At 62.0% G+C, this 13,303-nt stretch carries 16 protein-coding genes; 9 read left to right on the forward strand and 7 right to left on the reverse strand.

Translation table 11 applies throughout. The features are described 5' to 3' along the window. Window positions 1-70: 70 nt before the first annotated feature. The gene (locus ACWBU6_RS06305; protein WP_452647976.1) at window positions 71-478 is read right to left on the reverse strand and encodes a helix-turn-helix domain-containing protein; all 408 of its coding nucleotides are present in this window, start codon (window positions 476-478) and stop codon (window positions 71-73) included. A gap of 66 nt (window positions 479-544) precedes the next feature. On the opposite strand from ACWBU6_RS06305, the gene ACWBU6_RS06310 reads away from it, so the two are divergent. Further along, window positions 545-1,018 (forward strand): DUF2938 domain-containing protein, encoded by a 474-nt coding sequence (locus ACWBU6_RS06310; RefSeq protein ID WP_452647977.1) that lies wholly within the window; start codon window positions 545-547, stop codon window positions 1,016-1,018. After that, window positions 1,015-1,575, forward strand: a complete 561-nt coding sequence (locus ACWBU6_RS06315; protein ID WP_452647978.1) for a flavodoxin family protein — start codon at window positions 1,015-1,017, stop codon at window positions 1,573-1,575. The genes ACWBU6_RS06310 and ACWBU6_RS06315 overlap by 4 nt, the downstream gene beginning before the upstream one ends. On the opposite strand, the gene ACWBU6_RS06320 is transcribed toward ACWBU6_RS06315, so the two are convergent. Genes ACWBU6_RS06320 through ACWBU6_RS06335 form a run of 4 tightly spaced genes read right to left on the reverse strand, consistent with a single transcriptional unit; the run spans window position 1,562 to window position 5,344 of the window. Continuing rightward, window positions 1,562-1,984 carry an OsmC family protein gene (locus ACWBU6_RS06320; protein WP_452647979.1) on the reverse strand — a complete coding sequence of 141 codons (423 nt, stop codon included), beginning with the start codon at window positions 1,982-1,984 and terminating at the stop codon, window positions 1,562-1,564. The genes ACWBU6_RS06315 and ACWBU6_RS06320 overlap by 14 nt on opposite strands. Before the next feature lie 29 nt (window positions 1,985-2,013). Then, on the reverse strand, window positions 2,014-3,198 hold the full coding sequence (locus tag ACWBU6_RS06325) for an ABC transporter permease (RefSeq protein WP_452647980.1): 1,185 nt from the start codon (window positions 3,196-3,198) through the stop codon (window positions 2,014-2,016). Then, on the reverse strand, window positions 3,195-3,929 hold the full coding sequence (locus ACWBU6_RS06330) for an ABC transporter ATP-binding protein (protein ID WP_452647981.1): 735 nt from the start codon (window positions 3,927-3,929) through the stop codon (window positions 3,195-3,197). Before ACWBU6_RS06330 ends, ACWBU6_RS06325 begins: the two co-directional genes overlap by 4 nt. Beyond that, on the reverse strand, window positions 3,926-5,344 hold the full coding sequence (locus tag ACWBU6_RS06335) for an alpha/beta fold hydrolase (protein WP_452647982.1): 1,419 nt from the start codon (window positions 5,342-5,344) through the stop codon (window positions 3,926-3,928). The genes ACWBU6_RS06330 and ACWBU6_RS06335 overlap by 4 nt, the downstream gene beginning before the upstream one ends. Before the next feature lie 222 nt (window positions 5,345-5,566). Between ACWBU6_RS06335 and rplM the strand changes: the two genes are divergently transcribed. From rplM to erpA, 5 genes are all read left to right on the forward strand, one after another. Beyond that, on the forward strand, window positions 5,567-5,995 hold the full coding sequence (gene rplM, locus ACWBU6_RS06340; RefSeq protein WP_028102306.1) for a 50S ribosomal protein L13: 429 nt from the start codon (window positions 5,567-5,569) through the stop codon (window positions 5,993-5,995). Window positions 5,996-6,004: 9 nt separating this feature from the next. After that, window positions 6,005-6,397, forward strand: a complete 393-nt coding sequence (gene rpsI, locus ACWBU6_RS06345; protein ID WP_028102305.1) for a 30S ribosomal protein S9 — start codon at window positions 6,005-6,007, stop codon at window positions 6,395-6,397. Window positions 6,398-6,552: 155 nt separating this feature from the next. Further along, window positions 6,553-7,590, forward strand: a complete 1,038-nt coding sequence (argC, locus tag ACWBU6_RS06350; protein WP_452647983.1) for an N-acetyl-gamma-glutamyl-phosphate reductase — start codon at window positions 6,553-6,555, stop codon at window positions 7,588-7,590. Beyond that, the gene (locus tag ACWBU6_RS06355) at window positions 7,591-8,259 is read left to right on the forward strand and encodes a DUF6776 family protein (protein ID WP_452647984.1); all 669 of its coding nucleotides are present in this window, start codon (window positions 7,591-7,593) and stop codon (window positions 8,257-8,259) included. Window positions 8,260-8,317: 58 nt separating this feature from the next. Continuing rightward, window positions 8,318-8,674, forward strand: a complete 357-nt coding sequence (gene erpA / locus ACWBU6_RS06360; protein WP_028102302.1) for an iron-sulfur cluster insertion protein ErpA — start codon at window positions 8,318-8,320, stop codon at window positions 8,672-8,674. Between the two features lie 132 nt (window positions 8,675-8,806). On the opposite strand, the gene ACWBU6_RS06365 is transcribed toward erpA, so the two are convergent. Further along, the gene (locus ACWBU6_RS06365; RefSeq protein ID WP_452647985.1) at window positions 8,807-9,898 is read right to left on the reverse strand and encodes an anhydro-N-acetylmuramic acid kinase; all 1,092 of its coding nucleotides are present in this window, start codon (window positions 9,896-9,898) and stop codon (window positions 8,807-8,809) included. 94 nt (window positions 9,899-9,992) lie between these two features. Then, on the reverse strand, window positions 9,993-11,375 hold the full coding sequence (locus ACWBU6_RS06370; RefSeq protein ID WP_452647986.1) for a M23 family metallopeptidase: 1,383 nt from the start codon (window positions 11,373-11,375) through the stop codon (window positions 9,993-9,995). A 155-nt stretch (window positions 11,376-11,530) separates the two neighbouring features. Here ACWBU6_RS06370 and tyrS point away from each other — a divergent pair, with 155 nt between their 5' ends. After that, window positions 11,531-12,763, forward strand: a complete 1,233-nt coding sequence (gene tyrS / locus ACWBU6_RS06375) for a tyrosine--tRNA ligase (protein WP_452647987.1) — start codon at window positions 11,531-11,533, stop codon at window positions 12,761-12,763. Beyond that, entirely contained in the window at window positions 12,760-13,209 is a 450-nt protein-coding gene (gene dtd / locus ACWBU6_RS06380; protein ID WP_452647988.1) for a D-aminoacyl-tRNA deacylase, read from the forward strand. Before tyrS ends, dtd begins: the two co-directional genes overlap by 4 nt. The last annotated feature ends 94 nt before the right edge of the window (window positions 13,210-13,303 follow it).

Raw genomic sequence — 13,303 nt, forward strand, 5'->3', positions numbered from 1 at the left:
CCGTTGAGTTAATTTTTGTGATAAACCCAAGAGGATAGCAGCCGCGACCCCTTTCAAAATGCGCGCTTTCTCACATCCGCAAGCTGCGCTCGATGGCGCCGGAAGCGGCTGCTTTCAACAGGCGCTGGAATTTCGGGCATTCCGCATGGCTGGGCGCGGGGCAGGCGGCTGCGTGCCGCAGGCCCTCGCTCATGGCCTTCAGGCGCTTGGCCAGGGCATCGATTTCTTCCGCTTTGGCCAGCAGGAAACCGCGGTCGATCGAGGTGCCGCCGTCAGGCGTGAACATGGAACCGATTTCATCCAGCGACAAGCCGGCTGACTGGCCGAGCGAAATGATGGCCAGCGTATCGAGCACGCCTGGCGCATAGGTGCGGCGCAAGCCATTGCGGCCTGTGGGCCTGATCAGGCCTTTTTTCTCGTAATAGCGCAGCGTGGAGGCGGCCATGCCCGAACGCTGCGCGACTTCGGCGATATCCATCAAAAATCCCTTGACTTGAAGTTGACTTCAACTTCTACAGTGTGCACACCAACCAGGGAGATTGCAATGGAAATCATCGTTATCGGCATCGGCGCCACCATCGTGTTCGACTTATGGCTGCTGCTGCTCAAGCACATGGGTGTGAAGACCATGAACATGGCCTTTATCGGCCGCTGGGCCGGGCATCTGGCACAAGGCCGCTTTGCCCATGAATCAATTGCGGCCTCGCCGGCCGTCAGCGGCGAACACGCGCTGGGATGGCTGGTGCATTACGCGACCGGCGTGGCGTTTGCCGCGGCGCTGGTAGCCGTGGCGGGCCAGGGCTGGCTGCATGCGCCGAGCATCGGTCCGGCGCTGGCGGTCGGCATTGCAACCGTCGGCGCACCGCTGTTCGTCATGCAGCCATCGATGGGCCTTGGCGTGGCATCGAGCAAAACGCCGGCGCCGCTGAAGAATTGCCTGCGCAGCCTGGCCAACCATACCGTCTTCGGCCTCGGCCTCTACTTTTCCGCCTTACTCATCAAAGGAATTGCGCAATGAAGAAACTCGCCGTCATTTACCACAGCGTCAACGGCCACACGGAGCATATCGCCTCGCACATCGCCCACGGTGCCGCCAGCGTGGCGGGAACGGAAGTACATGTGCTCAAAGCTTCGGCGCTGGCAGGGGCGCCGGACGCGCTCCTGCAGTACGATGGCGTTCTGCTCGGTTCCCCAACCTACCTTGGCGGCGTGTCGGGCGTGTTCAAGACCTTCATGGATGCCACCGGCAAGATGTGGCGCACGCAGCAACTCAAGGGCAAGCTGGCGGGCGGCTTTACCGTGTCGTCGCTGCCGTCGGGCGACAAGCAGTCCACGCTGGTGTCGATGTTCACGTTCTGCATGCAGCACGGGATGATCTGGGCCGGCAATCCTATCCTGCCGGAGCAGCATGCCGGTGTGCCTTATGAGGAAGCGGCCAACCGCCTGGGGTCATGGTCGGGCCTGATGGCGCAGGCCGGGCACGGCACGGCGGCGCATGAATTCCCCGCCGGGGATACCAAGACTGCCCGCATGTTCGGGCAGGGCTTTGCCGAGACCTTGCTCAGGCTTCGATAATTTCGAAGCTGTGGGTGATCTGCGCCGTCTTGGCCAGCATGATGCTGGCGGAGCAGTACTTGTCGTGGGACAGGGTGATGGCGCGGTCAACCACTTCCGGCTTGAGGTCTTTGCCGGTGACGACAAAGTGGAAGTTAATGCTGGTGAAGACTTTCGGTTCGGTATGCGCGCGTTCGGCTTGCAGTACGACTTCGCAGCCGCGCACGTCGGCACGGCCCTTCTTCAGGATCAGGACGACGTCGTACGCGGTGCAGCCGCCGGTGCCCAGCAACACCATTTCCATCGGCCGCGGCGCCAGGTTATGGCCGCCGCCTTCCGGTGCGCCGTCCATGGCGACCATGTGGCCAGAACCCGTCTGGGCGCGGAAACTCATGCCCGACGGGCCATTCCAGCTAACTTTAACTTCCATCTGAACTCTCCGTTAAATGCGTCCGGGCATTATACGGTCATCATGTATTTCTCGCTCTTCATGCGCCGCTCGGTATACCAGACGCATAGCATGGCCAGCAGCAGGCTGCTGAAGAAGGTTTGCAGGAAAGGCAGCATGCCGATGCTGCCGCCCTTGGCCAGCTCGCGCAGCAAGGTCTGGTTGGACAGCACGGGCACCATGTACATCCACCAGCTGTTGGTCAGGTTCATCATCGGCACCAGGATTACCGGCACCAGCGGCACGATCATGGTGAAGCTGACCAGGGTCTGCGCCTCCTTGAAGGAGCGGGCGTTGATGGCCAGCGCGATCTCCAGCGCCGCCGCGAACAGCGACAAGGTGGCGGACGCCAGGCAGACCATCGCCAGGTCGCGCCAGCCCAGGCGCCAGGACAGGCCGATTTCCTCCAGCGGCAGCCATTTCAGGATGCCGTGCGCGATTGCCAGTTCCAGCGTGATGCCCACAATCGACAGCAGCGAAGCGGCCAGCCATTTGCCGACGATCAGGTCGGCCGGGCGCACCGGCTGTGCCATCAGCACCTCCAGCGACCGCCGTTCGCGCTCGCCGGCCGTGCTGTCGACCGCAGTGCTCATGCAGAACATGAAGGCCGGAATGAAGAAGATACCGAGCATGGTGCTGATGGTATTGGCCGAACGCGAGGCGCTGGTGCCGGCGTCGTAGCGCTGCACCAGCACCGGGTTCAGGTTGACGGGCGAGACGCCGTGGGCCAGCAGGCGCGCACTGGCGATGTTGCGGCTGTAATCGCGCAGCACATACTCCACCTCATCGATCTTGCGTGAACTGTCGGAGGCGGAATCGAACCACAGTTCGACGCGCGCCGGACGCATGGCGTGATAGTTCTCCGCGAACTCCGGCGCCAGGCGCAGCACGGCAGTGACGGTCTGGCGCCGCAGCAGGGCGTTGATTTCTTCCTCCCCCATCGGTTCCAGTTCCGTGATGTTCACATTGCGCTGGCGCAGCTGGTTCATCAGCGTTGGCGCCTGGTCGCTGCCTATCACCGCGATCTCCACGCCTTCGCGCTCCGGCTTGGTGGCGCGGTCGATCTGCCGGTGCAGCATGAAGCCGACCAGGATGGGGTACATCAGCACGAACAGCAGCAGCAGGCTGAGGGCGCGGCGGTCGCGCAAGGTTTCCACCAGTTCCTTGCGCAGCACGATGGGGAATTTCAGCTTCATAGCTCGATGCCCTCCTCGGTGCCGACCAGGCGCACGAAAGCGTCCTCCAGGCTTGGCAGGCCCGCCTGTTCGCAAAGCTGTTGCGGCGTGCCCTGGGTGACGGTGGTGCCGTTGGCGATCACGATCACGTCGTCGCAGGAGTGGATCACTTCCTGCATCACGTGGGTTGCCATGATGACGCAGCAGCCGTCCGCCTTCAGTGCAGCCAGGGCACGGCGCAGGGCCCGTGTGCTCATCACGTCCAGGCCGCGGCTTGGTTCGTCAAGCAGCAGGTGGCGCGGACGGTGCAGCAGGGTGCGCGCCAGGGCGACCTTGATGCGCTGGCCTTGCGAAAAACCTTTGGCGCGGCGGTCGATGATGTCTTCCAGCGACAGCAGTTCAGTCACTTCCTTCGTGCGCTGCTCGATCGCAGTGTCTTGCATGTCGTTCAACTCGCCGAAATAGCGCAGGTATTCGCGCGTGGTCAGGCGTTCGTACAGGCCAAACTGGTCGGTCAGCACGCCGACATTGCGCCGCACCGCCATCGGGTCGACGGCGGGATCGACGCCGTCGATGGAGATGGTGCCGTGGTCGCGCTGCAGCAGCCCGACCAATGTGCGCAACAAGGTGGTCTTGCCGGCGCCGTTCGGGCCGAGTAGTGCGGTGATGATGCCGTCGCGCGCGGTGAAGCTGGCGCCGGCCAGTGCTTGCACCTTGCCGAAGCGCTTGCAGAGGTTCTGGACTTCGATCATGGTTGTGGCCCTGCGCTATTGAGCTGGAAAGTGGGAGCGGGGATCTCGTTGAGGCATTGCGCCTTCACCGGCGCTCCAGGCTGGTCGAGGAAGCCGCGCAGCAGGCGCGGCATGCATCCAAGCGGCGACACGATGTGGCCGCCGTTCCTGACGATCAGGTGCTGGGCGTTCTTCATGTACTTGCGCGCGGCTTCAGCGCGGCGGGGCGGGGTGACCGGGTCGAGTGCGCCGGACATCAGCAGCACCGGCGCTTCGATCATGGCCGGCTCCTTGTATGGCACGGGGGGTACCGCCATGGTTTCGCACATCTTCCCAATGCGCATGATCTGCGGCGCGCCGAGGAAAGAACCCTTCGTGTCTTCCTCCAGCAGCTGCGGCGTCAGGCGCGGAAAGTCTTCGGCGCAAACCACGGCCAGGTGCAGCGGCATGGCCGGCCCGCCTTCGGAGGAGAAATCGCGCGACACGTTGCTGCGCGCGATGAAGGGCTGCCAGCGGTCCTGGTAGGCGCTGTGGATCAGGAAGGGCAGGCGCCGGCTGTCCGCCTGCGAATACAGGATGTTATGCACGGTGCCGATGAAGCGCATGCTGGTCATTTCGACCTTGGTGGTTTCCGCCGTTCGCGGATCGGGCAAGGTCAAGGTCTGCGGCGACCTCGCCAGGCGTGCCGCCAGCGAGTCGAATTCGGAGCGCAGGCTGGGGAAGGCGGTGGCGCAGACGGTATCGTCGGCGCATTGCTTGAACAGGGCGTCGAGCGCCGCTTGCGCGTCGCGCGCGCCGGCCGGCACCACCTGGTCGGGCGCCGCCACGCCATCCAGCACCAGGGTGCGCACGCTGCCGGGGAAAAGGCGGGCGTAGGCCTGGGCCAGGCGGCTGCCGTAGGAGCCGCCCCAAAGATTGATGCGGCCGTAGCCCAGGGCGCCGCGCACCGCTTCGATATCGCGCGCCGCCTGCTCGGTTGTGTACAGGTTGAAGCGCTTGTTCAAGCCCTTGATGCAGGCGCGGGTCTCGGCCAGCAGCTCGTCTTCCGTAGCCGTTTCGGCATTCTTGCCGGGTTTGCAATCGAGCTTGCCGGATAACCCGGTGCCGCGCTGGTCGATCAGCACGATGTCGCGCGTGGCGCGCACCTTGCGGAAGGTGGTGTTCAGCAGGGGCACCAGGTCGGAACCCGCCTCGCCCGGGCCACCGGCCAGCAGGAACAGCGGATCGCGCCGCGCCGATTCGCGCAGGGCAGGGGCGACAGCGACGTGCAGGTTGAGGGTGGCGCCGGGCGCATGATGGTCGAGCGGCACCGCAAGGCGGATGCAACGCAGGGCTTCTTCGGCACCGGGCAGATGGCAACTTTTGCCGGGTTGGGCCTGTGCCATGGCCGGCCCGAGGCACAGGGCAAGCAATGTGGCCAGCAGGGGCAATCGCATGGCCGTCTCCTCTCGTGATTCTGGGGTTCCATAGTATCCCGGCAATATCTGCTTAGCAACGGCAACCCGGTACGGGGCGGGGTTGACCCAGCGGGCCGGGCCGGGCTATAATCGCCAGCTTTCCGTTCGCTCAGGAAAAGCATATAAGAAGGATGCGTCCGCTGAAGTAACCGGGCGGAACCACCGATTGAGCGTTTTTAATCTTTCACAGAAAGTTCAAACATGAAAACTTTTTCCGCTAAGGGCCATGAAGTCCAGCGCGATTGGTTCGTGATTGACGCGACGGACAAAGTCCTCGGCCGTGTTGCCAGCGAAGTGGCACGCCGACTGCGCGGCAAGCATAAGCCAGAATTCACCCCTCACGTTGACACCGGCGACTTCATCGTTGTCGTGAACGCAGGCAAACTGCGCGTGACCGGTACCAAAGCAACCGAGAAGACCTACTACCGTCACTCCGGTTACCCAGGCGGCATCTACGAGACCAACTTCCTGAAGATGCAACAGCGCTTCCCAGGCCGCGCCCTGGAAAAGGCAGTGAAAGGCATGCTGCCGAAGGGTCCTCTGGGCTACGCCATGATCAAGAAGCTGAAAGTGTACGCTGAGGGTTCCCACCCACACGCTGCCCAGCAACCTAAAGCACTCGAATTCTAAGGAACTGACATGATCGGTAACTACAACTACGGCACCGGCCGTCGCAAGAGTGCAGTAGCTCGCGTGTTCATCAAAGCTGGCACCGGCCAGATCATCGTGAACGGCAAGCCAGCAGCTGAGTACTTCTCCCGTGAAACCGGCCTGATGGTGATCCGTCAGCCGCTGGAACTGACCGGCAACGTTGAACGTTTCGACATCAAAGTCAACGTGCACGGCGGCGGCGAGTCCGGCCAGGCAGGTGCAGTGCGTCACGGCATCACCCGCGCACTGATCGACTACGATGCAGGCCTGAAGGGCGACCTGGCACGTGCCGGCTTCGTCACTCGCGATGCGCGTGAAGTTGAACGTAAAAAAGTTGGTCTGCGCAAAGCACGTCGCGCAAAGCAATTCTCGAAGCGTTAATCTTTACGCTCTCGTACAGAAAGCCGCTGGTTTCCAGCGGCTTTTTTGTTTTCTGGAACCGGCAAACCAGGTGTCTGACCCTGTGGGTCAGACACCGATTTACCGGTTTTGATAAAATGACCCCTCATTCAAAATTACCTCGCAAGGAAGAGATCATGATCAAAGTAGGCATCGTCGGCGGCACAGGTTACACGGGTGTGGAACTGCTGCGACTGTTAGCCGCACACCCTGAAGCCGAACTGACCGCGATCACGTCGCGCAAAGAGGACGGCTTACCGGTGGCTGAGATGTATCCCTCCCTGCGTGGCCGCGTGAACATCGCCTTCTCCTCCCCGGACAAGGTCGACCTGACCCAGTGCGACGTGGTGTTCTTCGCCACCCCGCACGGCGTCGCGATGGCGCAGGCGCCTGAACTGCTGGCCAAGGGCGTGAAAGTGATCGACCTGGCGGCGGACTTCCGCATCAAGGACCGCGCCGTGTTCGAGAAGACCTACAAGATCGACCACAGCGCGCCGGAACTGCTGGAGCAAGCCGTATACGGCCTGCCAGAGCTGAACCGCGAAGACATCAAAAAAGCAAACCTGATCGCCAATCCGGGCTGCTACCCGACCACCATGCAACTCGGTTTCGTGCCGCTGCTGAAGGCCGGCCTGATCGATGCCGGCCACCTGATCGCCGACTGCAAATCCGGCGTATCGGGCGCGGGCCGCAAGGCGGAAATCGGCACCCTGTTCTCCGAATCGTCCGACAACTTCAAAGCCTACGGCGTGAGCGGCCACCGCCACACGCCGGAAACCGCAGCCCAGTTGCAGCGCTACACCAGCGAGAAGGTCAACCTGATCTTCACCCCGCACCTGACCCCGATGATCCGCGGCATGCACTCGACCTTGTATGCGCGCCTGACCAGGGAAGTGTCGAACGAAGAGCTGCAAAAGCTGTTCGAAGACGCCTACGCCGGCCAGCCCTTCGTCGACGTGATGCCCTGGGGCTCGCACCCGGAAACCCGCAGCACCCGTGGCGCCAACATGCTGCGCCTGGCGCTGCACCGCCCGAACAACGGCGATACCCTGATCGTGCTGGTGGTGCAGGACAACCTGGTCAAAGGCGCGTCCGGCCAGGCCGTGCAGTGCATGAACCTGATGTTCGGCCTGGACGAAGGACTGGGCCTGCAAACCATCGCCCTGATGCCTTAAGTGGAAGCCGGTACGGAGCAGGCGCGCGCGCCAATGCTGGTGCGCGTGCTGGGCCTGGCTGCCGTCCTGGTCGCCGGCGGCGCGCTGGCGGTGTGGGGCGTCGACCTGGGCAAGCGCGTGGTTGGCCTGTCGAAGGGCGAATCCGGCCCTGCGCTTGCCAAACAGCTTGCCGCGGCTGAGCTGGAGTTGGCGCGGGTGTCGGCCGAGCGCGATGCAATGGCCGAGCAGTTGAAGGCAGCGCCCACTGCCTCTGCTGCCTCGAATGCCGAATTGGCAAAACTGAATGCCGACCTGGCGCTACTGGAAGCAGTGCTACCGCCGGCCAAGGCCGGTTCCGGCCTGGCCATCCTCGGCATGCAAGCCCGCATGGCGGCGCCAAAGCTCTTGCATTACACGGTTTTGCTGCAATATGGTGCGAAGAAGAAGGGCCCCTCCGCCTTCGATGGCCGGCTCAAGCTGGCAGTCGCCGTCATTCAAGATGGCAAAAAGGCGGTACTCGAATACCCCAAGGAAGGCGCCGAGCGCTACGACCTGACAGTGGACCGCTACCAGCGGGTCGACGGCACGCTGGAGCTGCCGGAAGGCGCCAAAATTGTGGCGGTCAGGGCCAGCCTGTCGGAAAATGGCAAAATTATTGCCGATGAAACAATGACAGTGCGCAGCCTCTAAAGCGGCCAAGTCCGGCATGGACTATAATGGGACAACTGATTTTAAGTAGGAGTAACACATGACTGCAGTAGCCGAAGACGTGATTCCGGCACCGATCGTTTTCACCGACGCCGCGGCCGAGAAAGTAGCGCAACTGATCGAAGAAGAAGGCAATCCGGACCTGAAGCTGCGCGTATTCGTGCAGGGTGGCGGTTGCTCCGGCTTCCAATACGGCTTCACCTTTGACGAAATCGTCAACGAAGACGACACCACCATGGTGAAGAACGGCGTCCAGCTGTTGATCGACTCGATGAGCTACCAATACCTGGTCGGCGCTGAGATCGACTACAAGGACGACCTGGAAGGCGCGCAATTCGTGATCAAGAACCCATCCGCAACGTCGACCTGCGGCTGCGGCTCCTCCTTCTCCGTCTAAGCTTTTCCTCACGGCTCAGCCCGTGTCACACCATGGGGTCACACCCCAACTGTGACACGGCCTCAGCTATGACACGGTCGAGCCCGTGTCACACTTCGGGTGTGACCCCATGGTGTGACACGGGCTCGGCCGTTAACGGGGATACAATGCGCCGAGGATGCGCTCGCCACGGGCGCCGGTGACCGTGGGCAGGTTGCCGGATTGACGCTCGCCGAAGCGGTAGGCGAGCCAGGCGAATACCATCGCTTCCACGCGGTTGGGCGGCACGCCCAGCGCATCTGTTGACTGTACTTTGGTCGATTCCCCCAGTTCTGCCTGCAGTTCACGCATCAGTGTGGCGTTGTAGGCGCCTCCGCCGCATACGTAGAGCGCGTCCGCGCCGTGCGGGGCGATGTCGCGCGCCAGACTGACCGCTGTCAGGCGAAGCAGGGTGAACATCACGTCTTCCGGTTTGGCGCTGGCGAAGGGCGCCAGGCGGGCATCAAGCCAGTCTGCGTGGAACAGGTCGCGGCCTGTGCTTTTCGGCGCGGGCAGGGTGAAATAGGGTTCTGCCAGCAGCGCGGCCAGCAGGCCGGGAACTTCCTGGCCACTGGCTGCCCAGGCGCCGTTATCGTCGAATTCCACGCCTTTGTGGCGCGAGATCCAGGCATTCATCAACACATTGCCGGGCCCGGTGTCGTAGCCACCGACGGTACCGTCCTTATGCAGCAAGGAGATGTTGGCGATGCCGCCGATATTGGCCAGCACGCGCATCTTGCCTTCCTTGCCGAACAGTGCCTTGTGGCCGGCCGGCACCAGCGGTGCGCCCTGGCCGCCTGCCGCCACGTCGCGCGAGCGGAAATCGGCAATCACGTCGATGTCGCTCAGCTCGGCCAGCAGGGCGGCGTTGATGATCTGGCGGGTGAAGCCCAGCTCGGGGCGGTGGCGGATGGTTTGCCCATGGGCGCCAATGGCGCGCACGTCGGCCGATTTCATCTCGGCCTTGGCCAGGAGTTCGGCCACGCAGTCCGCGTAAAGCTCGGCCAGCTTGTTGGCGGCCAGCGCTTCGCGTTCGATCTCGTTTGGCGATGCTGCCTGCAGCGCCATCAGTTCGTCACGCAGCGATTGCGGGAATTCCACATAGGCTGCGGACATGGTGCGCGCAGCCCCAGCCCAGAAGTCCACGAGGACGCCATCGACGCCGTCCAGGCTGGTACCCGACATCATTCCGATATATAGGCTCATGGTCTTATTGTAGTGCGGTGCCGGGTCTGTCAAATGGACAAAAGGCGCACAAATGTGCGCCTTTTGTCCATTTGACAGACCCGGCACCGACTTTCTACTTGGCAGCGAGGTTGTTGGTGTTGTTGTTCGGGCGCAGCAGGGCGAAGCGGTGGATCATGTCGCCGGCCACCGATTTGAAGCGGGCCAGTTCGGCCGCGGTCAGCGGGGCTTGCGCTGTAATGTTCAGCTTATTCGGGTCCTTGGCTTCGCCGGCTACGCGGAATTCGTAGTGCAAGTGGGCGCCGGTCGACCAGCCGGTCGAGCCGACGTAGCCGATGATGTCACCCTGGCTGACCTTGGCGCCCTTCTTCATACCGGCGCCAAAGCGGCTCATGTGCGCATACGCGGTGGAGTAGTTGGCCCAGTGCTTGATCACGATCACGTTGCCGTAGCCGCCCTGCACGCCGGCGAAGTCGATCACGCCGTCGCCCGCTGCGCGGATCGGGGTGCCGGTCGCTGCGGCGAAGTCGGTGCCTTTGTGCTGCTTCCAGTTGCCGGAAATCGGGTGCGAGCGCATGCCGAAGCCGGACGAAATACGCGAGAACTCCAGCGGCGATTTCAGGAAGGCTTTCTTCAGCGATTTGCCGTCGAAGCTGAAGTAGCCGCCGCCCGATTTGGTCAGCGGATCTTCAAACCACACGCTCTGGTAGGTGGTGCCCTTGTTGGTGAATTCGCCAGCGAGGATGCGGCCGGCACGCACGAACTCGCCGTCCTGCCAGAAGGTTTCGTACACCACATTGAAACGGTCGCCGCGCTTCAGGTCGGAGCGGAAGTCGATGTTGGTGGAGAACATTTCAATGATCTGCGCGACGATGGAGTCGGGCAGGCTGCTGCCGTCGGAGCTCGAGTCGGTCGCGGCATACAGGGTGGTGGTAATTTCACGCGCGCGCATTTCAACGCGACGTTCCAGCTTCGCGGCCGTCTCTTCGGCCGTGAATTCTGCGTCGCCCGAACGGGTGACCATAATATTCTTGACGGGATTGTCCTTGCCGTCCACAACGGTGGCCTTCAGCCACAGCAGGTTGCCGTTATCGTCGGTCTGCGCCTGCACGCGTTTGCCGCTGCGCAGCTGCATGATGGCGCGCGCGGTCTTGTCTTTCTTGATGAAGTTTTCTGCGGCGTCGTCTTCCACGCCCAAACGATTGAGCAGCGTGGCGAGCGTGTCGCCGGCGCGGATCTTTTCTTCGTGGACGTATTTCTGGGAAGCTTCTTGCTGCTGCAGGGCGGTGATCTGCGAGGACAGGTCAGGTAGCTGGATATCCTGGGCAATGGTCTTCACGGGCAGGTCGCTCGCATCAGGGGCGAGCGGGGCCACGCCAGCAGCGCCAAAAGCGCACACGGCAAGGAAGATCGCCGATGCGCTGATGATTCGCGACTTACGCGTCGAACCTAGCAGATTGTGCAAGCGCGAGCTTGCGAACTTGTTTATAGGGTTCATGCAATCAGTTAAAATTTGCCGCTTGAACTTTTAGGATTCTTGGTATTTTGTTCTAAGTTGTTGATTTAATTCGTTTTCATCGGGCAAGATTGATGGGATCGGGCATTATAACAAAGTCCTGGGCCGTGCCAACAATTTGAGAGAATTTCGCAAAAATGGATACAGACAACAAAATCCTGCCGCTGACCGATAGCGTCCAGGAAGCCCTCGCCATCACCAAGCGTGGTGTGGACGAGCTCATCATCGAAAGCGAATTCGCTCAAAAACTGGCGCGCTCGGAAAAGACCGGCGTGCCGCTGCGCATCAAGCTGGGCCTGGACCCGACCGCTCCGGACTTGCACCTGGGACACACTGTGGTGCTGAACAAGATGCGCCAGCTGCAGAACCTGGGCCACCAGGTGATCTTCCTGATCGGCGATTTTACTTCCATGATCGGCGACCCTTCGGGCCGCAACGTGACCCGTCCGCCGCTGACCCGCGAGCAGATCGAGCTGAACGCCCAGACATATTTCAAGCAGGCATCGCTGGTGCTGGATGCTGGCAAGACCGAAATCCGCTACAACTCGGAGTGGTGCGATCCGCTGGGCGCACGCGGCATGATCCAGTTGTCCTCGCGCTACACCGTGGCGCGCATGATGGAACGCGACGACTTTTCCAAGCGCTTCAAGAACGGTACCCCGATCTCGGTGCACGAGTTCCTATACCCGCTGATGCAGGGTTACGACTCGGTGGCGCTGAAGGCTGACCTGGAACTGGGCGGCACCGACCAGAAGTTCAACCTGCTGGTGGGCCGCGAGTTGCAAAAGGATTATGGCCAGGAGCAGCAGTGCATCCTGACCATGCCGCTGCTGGAAGGCCTGGATGGCGTCGAGAAGATGTCCAAGTCCAAGAACAACTATATTGGTATCACCGAGCCGGCCAACACCATGTTTGCCAAGGTGATGTCGATTTCGGACGTGATGATGTGGCGTTACTACGACCTGCTGTCTTGGCAGTCGATAGAGCACATCGCTGGCCTGAAGAAGGCGATCGAAGGCGGCGCGAACCCGCGCGATGCCAAGGTGGCGCTGGCGCAGGAAATCGTGGAGCGCTTCCACTCCCGTCAGGCGGCGGAGGATGCGCTGGCGGACTTCGTCAACCGTTCCAAGGGTGGCATTCCGGACGACGTGCCGGAAGTTGCCTTGTCCGGCGCTCCAGTTGGCATTGGCCAGCTGCTGAAGCAGGCTAACCTGTGCGCTTCGACTTCCGAGGCGCTGCGTATGATCGACCAGGGTGGCGTGCGGATCGACGGTACCGTGATCAGCGATAAGGCGCTGAAGATCGAGCCGGGCGTGTTCGTGCTGCAGGTTGGCAAGCGCAAGTTCGCCAAAGTGACCTTGTCGGCATGATCGGGCTGCTGCAGCGGGTTACTTCGGCCAAGGTTGTTGTTGATGGCGAGACGACCGGCGCTATCGACGGCGGCCTGATGGTGCTGGTGTGCGCGGAGAAGGGCGATACGGAGAAGGAGGCGGACCAGTTGCTGGCCAAGCTGCTGTCGTATCGCGTGTTTTCCGATGACGCCGGCAAAATGAACAAATCGGTGACCGATGTGGCGGGTGGATTGCTGCTGGTGCCGCAGTTTACGCTGGCGGCGGATACCAATTCGGGCACGCGGCCTTCATTCAGCCCGGCGGCGGCGCCGGCTGATGGGAAGCGGTTGTTTGAGTATTTTGTTTCGCAGGCGCGGGTCAGGCATGCTGTCGTAGGTACTGGCGTTTTCGGGGCGGATATGAAGGTGTCGCTGACCAATGATGGGCCGGTGACGTTTTGGTTGCAGGTGAATCCTAAAACATAAAACCGGGAGGGCGGTGTCTGACCCGCAGGGTCAGACACCAGTCATGCGGCAGCCGCGTACCGGGTGTCAGACCCTGCGGGTCTGACACCGGTTT

The sequence above is a fragment of the Pseudoduganella sp. HUAS MS19 genome, assembly GCF_053615455.1.

What these genes read in the sequence shown, in the direction of transcription:
- rpsI (WP_028102305.1), top strand. Translation starts at nt 6,005, where the DNA reads ATGATCGGTAACTACAACTACGGCACCGGCCGTCGCAAGAGTGCAGTA.
- tyrS (WP_452647987.1), top strand. Translation starts at nt 11,531, where the DNA reads ATGGATACAGACAACAAAATCCTGCCGCTGACCGATAGCGTCCAGGAA.
- ACWBU6_RS06305 (WP_452647976.1), bottom strand. Translation starts at nt 478, where the DNA reads ATGGATATCGCCGAAGTCGCGCAGCGTTCGGGCATGGCCGCCTCCACG.
- ACWBU6_RS06310 (WP_452647977.1), top strand. Translation starts at nt 545, where the DNA reads ATGGAAATCATCGTTATCGGCATCGGCGCCACCATCGTGTTCGACTTA.
- ACWBU6_RS06365 (WP_452647985.1), bottom strand. Translation starts at nt 9,898, where the DNA reads ATGAGCCTATATATCGGAATGATGTCGGGTACCAGCCTGGACGGCGTC.
- argC (WP_452647983.1), top strand. Translation starts at nt 6,553, where the DNA reads ATGATCAAAGTAGGCATCGTCGGCGGCACAGGTTACACGGGTGTGGAA.
- ACWBU6_RS06325 (WP_452647980.1), bottom strand. Translation starts at nt 3,198, where the DNA reads ATGAAGCTGAAATTCCCCATCGTGCTGCGCAAGGAACTGGTGGAAACC.
- ACWBU6_RS06315 (WP_452647978.1), top strand. Translation starts at nt 1,015, where the DNA reads ATGAAGAAACTCGCCGTCATTTACCACAGCGTCAACGGCCACACGGAG.
- ACWBU6_RS06330 (WP_452647981.1), bottom strand. Translation starts at nt 3,929, where the DNA reads ATGATCGAAGTCCAGAACCTCTGCAAGCGCTTCGGCAAGGTGCAAGCA.
- erpA (WP_028102302.1), top strand. Translation starts at nt 8,318, where the DNA reads ATGACTGCAGTAGCCGAAGACGTGATTCCGGCACCGATCGTTTTCACC.
- rplM (WP_028102306.1), top strand. Translation starts at nt 5,567, where the DNA reads ATGAAAACTTTTTCCGCTAAGGGCCATGAAGTCCAGCGCGATTGGTTC.
- ACWBU6_RS06370 (WP_452647986.1), bottom strand. Translation starts at nt 11,375, where the DNA reads ATGAACCCTATAAACAAGTTCGCAAGCTCGCGCTTGCACAATCTGCTA.
- ACWBU6_RS06320 (WP_452647979.1), bottom strand. Translation starts at nt 1,984, where the DNA reads ATGGAAGTTAAAGTTAGCTGGAATGGCCCGTCGGGCATGAGTTTCCGC.
- dtd (WP_452647988.1), top strand. Translation starts at nt 12,760, where the DNA reads ATGATCGGGCTGCTGCAGCGGGTTACTTCGGCCAAGGTTGTTGTTGAT.
- ACWBU6_RS06335 (WP_452647982.1), bottom strand. Translation starts at nt 5,344, where the DNA reads ATGCGATTGCCCCTGCTGGCCACATTGCTTGCCCTGTGCCTCGGGCCG.